This window comes from Clostridium sp. UBA5119 (assembly GCF_002414285.1).
Classification (GTDB): Bacteria; Bacillota; Clostridia; order Clostridiales; family Clostridiaceae; genus Clostridium_J; species Clostridium_J sulfidigenes.
Genome location: NZ_DHYX01000019.1, coordinates 7,934 through 12,778, shown reverse-complemented (window position 1 = coordinate 12,778; position 4,845 = coordinate 7,934). Strand labels below are relative to the sequence as shown.

The 4,845-nt window shown below is 33.5% G+C and carries 4 protein-coding genes and 1 pseudogene; all 5 read right to left on the bottom strand.

Annotated elements, in window-relative coordinates; translation table 11 throughout:
- Nucleotides 1-200: 200 nt before the first annotated feature.
- Nucleotides 201-491, bottom strand: a complete 291-nt coding sequence (gene cas2 / locus B2671_RS02850) for a CRISPR-associated endonuclease Cas2 (RefSeq protein WP_346869063.1) — start codon at nucleotides 489-491, stop codon at nucleotides 201-203.
- Between the two features lie 8 nt (nucleotides 492-499).
- Nucleotides 500-1,531 (bottom strand): annotated as a pseudogene (gene cas1c, locus B2671_RS02845) (type I-C CRISPR-associated endonuclease Cas1c).
- A complete protein-coding gene (cas4, locus tag B2671_RS02840; RefSeq protein ID WP_346869062.1) occupies nucleotides 1,531-2,193 on the bottom strand; it encodes a CRISPR-associated protein Cas4 in 663 nt (220 codons plus the stop codon). The pseudogene cas1c and the gene cas4 overlap by 1 nt, the downstream one beginning before the upstream one ends.
- Nucleotides 2,183-3,043 carry a type I-C CRISPR-associated protein Cas7/Csd2 gene (cas7c, locus tag B2671_RS02835; protein ID WP_346869061.1) on the bottom strand — a complete coding sequence of 287 codons (861 nt, stop codon included), beginning with the start codon at nucleotides 3,041-3,043 and terminating at the stop codon, nucleotides 2,183-2,185. The genes cas4 and cas7c overlap by 11 nt, the downstream gene beginning before the upstream one ends.
- A gap of 1 nt (nucleotide 3,044) precedes the next feature.
- Nucleotides 3,045-4,845, bottom strand: a 1,801-nt coding sequence (gene cas8c / locus B2671_RS02830; protein ID WP_346869060.1) for a type I-C CRISPR-associated protein Cas8c/Csd1, incomplete at its 5' end; no start/stop codon positions are given.

The following is a 4,845-nucleotide window of genomic DNA, read 5'->3' as shown; positions in this document are numbered from 1 at the left end:
ATTTCAATCCACGCCCCCACATAGGGAGCGACAGCAAAATGACATAAAATCTGCTCAATTTAAGATATTTTTAGTCATTTTCTAGCATTTTGTTCTTAAATTACATCACCCCTATCATATATTTAGGTTTTTAATAAGAAATTTTTGATATATTTGTGGTGCGAAAGATATAACAATTTCATGTTAGCTATCCATTCGCACTAAATTATTAATGTCCCCTCAACATCAATAGATTCTTTTGTACCTATATGCACAACCTTACTTTTATAATTGTTCCCTAAATAATAAAACCGCAAACTGTCTTTATCTTTATCTATGATTCGTTCAAGTTTATGCTGAACCTCACGACACTTAGCTGCATCCATTACACATTCAAACACTGAATTCTGAACTCGTTGACCATAATTAACACATTGCTTTGCAACCTGACGCAAACGCTTCCTACCAAGGGGAGTTTCTGTATTTACATCATAGGTTATTAAAACTAACATAATATCACCTACTTCCACATAAAAGGCGGATATCCATCTAAATCCCCACGGATAAACCTAGCCAACAACATTGCTTGTGCATAAGGTACAAGTCCCCACTGTAATTTTTCTTTTAAAAATGGATGTGTGATTATTTCCTGTTTCTTGCTCTGCCAAGCTTTCAAAATAGTTTTTCTTGTATCATCATCCATAATAACTGCACCATTTTCCTTTTGAGTAAAACCACTTGAATTTACTTCTCTCTTGTTAATCAACGAAATTACAAACCTATCTGCATAAACCGAGCGTAATTCCTCCATCATATCAAGTGCAAGTGAAACTCTACCTGGCCTATCTCGATGTAAAAAGCCTACATATGGATCAAGTCCAACAGTTTCCAATGCTGATGCAACATCATGTGCCAATAGGGTATATACAAATGATAGCATTGCATTCACATTATCCAGAGGTGGACGTTTGTTTCTACAATTAAAATAGAATGATTCCTTTTGTTGAAGAATTAAGTCATTAAATACACTAAAATATTGTGAGGCTGCTTCACCTTCATACCCTCTCAATTGTTCTAAATTCTCACTTTGTTCAACTAAACTCATCGTATTAACAAGATATTTAGAAACTTTTCTTAACTTGTCAACATCAAGTCTCATTGCATAATCACGGGTTGCACGCTCTATAACCCAACGACCATTATAAATCTTTCCTATAATGAAGTTTCTAGCAATTCTGTTGCTTTCCTGTGAGTCATCAGAAATCCTATATTGAGCTTTTCTTAATGTAACATTCCCCCTAACCTCACCAACTATCCTTGCAAGAAACTTTCCATTTTGCTTCATAAAACTTAATGCAATATTACATTTTGCACATGCACCCATTAATGCTGGACTCGCACCAGTATAACCAAAAGCAACAATGCCTTCAAGATTATGCAATGGAATTCTTGAGATTTCAATATTTTCCTTTAGAATTACAATATTCTCTCCATCAAGTGATAAATAAGTATTCGGAGAAGTAACCTAGAGCGTATTAAGTAATTTCCTCATCATTCCACCTCCATAAGTTGTTTCTTAATATAATCTCTAACTGAGGTATTCTTACATAACTTTGGCATACAAACCTCAGTAAGTGAACATGCTTTACAACTTTTAGATGTCTTTACTTTAGGGGTATATCTCTTATCATATAATTCATGCATTTCTTCAAGCATTGTTTTTACTCTTTCACGCAATTCATTATCAAATATAACTTTAAGCCTACGTTTTGTTTCCCCATAGAACAAAAACGCTTCAGGTATTTCACATAATAACATCTCCTCAAGACACATAGCCTGTGCACAAAGTTGTAGTACATCAGCTTCATTTTCTTTTGGTTTACCACGCTTATATTCTACAGGAACTAGCTTATACTTTCCATCTCTACCAAATATACTTATACCATCAGAAGTCTTATGCAGCTCAACAACATCACATGTGCCGGTTATTCCTAGTGTGTGTGAAAAAATTACCATACCTCGAGAAATAATTAAATCTCCACGTTTTTCCTTTATAGTAGCATCATGTGTTTTCTCATGAAGAATTTCCCCCTCAATTGTTCGAAGGTTTTCTTTCCATTGTTGTTCAATGTGTATTAATGCCCACTGACGTTTGCAAAATGAAAAATGCTGTATACCGGATAAAAGCAGAAAATCTTCTTCTTTATATTCCATCATATATTTCCGGAGTTAAACCATCTAATATTTCATGAGATATTTCGTAGTCATCTATGCTCTTGGGAATTTCAACCTTCGGTATAATTTTTAAGCTTCTATGAACCTTTGCAGATGAATATTGACCCATCTGTGCATTATGTTTCCACCAATATAACTTACAAACCTCCATACTACCATCAGGACGAGCTGCAGAACAATCATTTTCAAATAGTGTAATAAGTGATTTTTTTATAAGTTCGCTATCTTCCTCACTAAAGCCTGTCTTTGTTGCTAGTTGTGTATTAATACTTCCATAAATCACGTAAACCCCAAACTCAACCCTATGCTTCATACCCATTGTGTCCGCAGCTTTTTTATCAGGATCTTTTTGCGTTTCGCCATTCACACTCTTTGTAATTTGCATACTTGATATTTCAATTGGTGAGATACTTACTGCACAGTGAATTGAAACTGGTCCTCTTATTCCTATTGAAACAGCATTATCTTCATCACCCTTTTTAAACGCAAAAACTTGCCCAAAACTTCTAACATCAATCCATTTAGCACAAGCGATCTTTGCGTATTGCTCCTTATCTTTGCTTGATTTTTTTAGTTCTGCACAGCCATCAGCCCTATCTTTTAAACTTCTAAACCCATCTGTTCTTCTCTCATCAGATTGAACAAATATTTCTTTACCCATATCTTGAAACCTATTACGAATTTTTCTTTTAATACACACATCCGAAATTTCACCAAATCCATCATAATTTTCTCTAGGCCTGTTTCCATTTAACGGATCTCCATTTGGGTTTGCATTTTTTGCTGAAATAATTACTGCAAAATCAATCTTATTTACTAAATTACTCATACTAATTCTCCCCTTTATTTATTTCTTCTAATTTACTTTTTCTAACATCTTCCAATTTCTTTCTTTGAGCTTCTTCAATTTTTTTATATTTTTCATCAACAAAAACTTGCCTTTGACAATAATAACCTAAGATATAGCTATCATCCAATTTTTTGGGGCTTATAAATTCCTCATAAGGTATCATAGAATTAACCTTTGTCATTAGCTCAGTTAAACTTGTACCTTTCAGTCCTAATCTTGAAATATAAGGTTTAATCTTATCTGTAATAATACCCCATGTTTTATATGGATGAATTTTAAATTGATGCATTAATCTTTCTGCATTGGTATCTCTTTTCTCCCCAGCAGTATTTAACGCATATTCTTCAATTTGATGTGCTATCGCTAAAAGTCTGCCAAAAATATAACTTCTATCCATTTGTTTTTCATCAAGTGCCATATCCCATTCCTCCTTAAATTTATCATATCTATACTTTCTAACTAGTGAGCAAGTTATTGTTAAAACCTTCTCCCATTCCCATTTTTCCATTGAAACTGGATTTGAAACACGATTTACTGCTGAATCTACAATATCATAGGGTAACTTTGCGCCGTCGATAATACATGTTAATATCCTTTCTACTGTTGATTTCTTTAATTTATCACTGACTTTATCTCCATACGCTGCTAAAGTTATATCTTTAGGTGCAGCTGCACCAATAAAAGTAATTGGCCTTAATTTCATCCTTCCTCTTTCGTCTACTCCATCTGATACTTTTTTATAAGAGTGATTCCAAATACAAGTTCTATGCCAATTTTTAATCCTATTTAGAAAATCTTCACCATCAAGTTCACGATAATATGTTATTGATAACCTTCCTGTTGTTGCTGCATCTAGTCCCATTATTACAACTTCAGCATTTGTTTCTAAATCACAACCGAAACCTGCAATAGCCCTATTAAGCCTCTTCGCAAATTCATTTTCAGTAGAAACAACGGGTGATTCTTCTTTTCCGAAGATACTATCTTGAGTATCGTACAAAATCTCAGGAATATCTTGATTTTTAGTTCCCCATGCTACTACTACTTGATCACCATTTTTATACCCTTGCTTATCAATAAGCCAACGTAATGCATTATGTGCCTTTTGGGTTGTTTCATATCCAACACTTACAACTTGATTTTTATCTGACAATCTTCCTCGATAAGTAAACCCACTAGCATCATTTGCAGAAATTAATTTTGCTTTGTCTCCTGTATGTCTAACCTTTGCAGGGTGTTTATCTGAACAAGGAATTTCTTTTCCTTTTACATAACATAAATCTACTTCCTCTTGAAGGTTTAAATAATAATTAATATAGTTTTCATAAACCTTTGAATCCAGCCATATAGCCGACTCATTTTCTCCTTGTATTTCTACCTTAAATCTTATAAAAGCATCACTTTGGTCAACTCCACCTAGTTTTATACCTTTAGTAAAAGCCCCCTCATCATCACAAATCAATATTTTTTCTTTTATTAAATCTGAAATAATCACTTTCTTTTTGAGATAGCTTAAAATAGCACTAACTTTTTTATTACAGTAAGGCGAATTACACCAATCCTCAAGCTGATTTATATATTTAATGTAGAATTCTTCCCTCTTTTTCTTCTTAGCATATTTTATATAATCCCCTGCAACATACTGTAATTTATCACATAGAGGGTGTGGAGCTATGCCGCTACTTCTTGTAGCAGAATTTTCTGTTACAGGAATAATTGTAACTGCCTCACTTTTTTCAAGTACTCTTGCTCTTATAAAACTTCCTTCTCCATTAAGAACA

Excerpts from the sequence above, each read along its gene's own strand:
- cas7c (WP_346869061.1), bottom strand. The coding sequence starts at position 3,043 with ATGAGTAATTTAGTAAATAAGATTGATTTTGCAGTAATTATTTCAGCA.
- cas4 (WP_346869062.1), bottom strand. The coding sequence starts at position 2,193 with ATGGAATATAAAGAAGAAGATTTTCTGCTTTTATCCGGTATACAGCAT.
- cas2 (WP_346869063.1), bottom strand. The coding sequence starts at position 491 with ATGTTAGTTTTAATAACCTATGATGTAAATACAGAAACTCCCCTTGGT.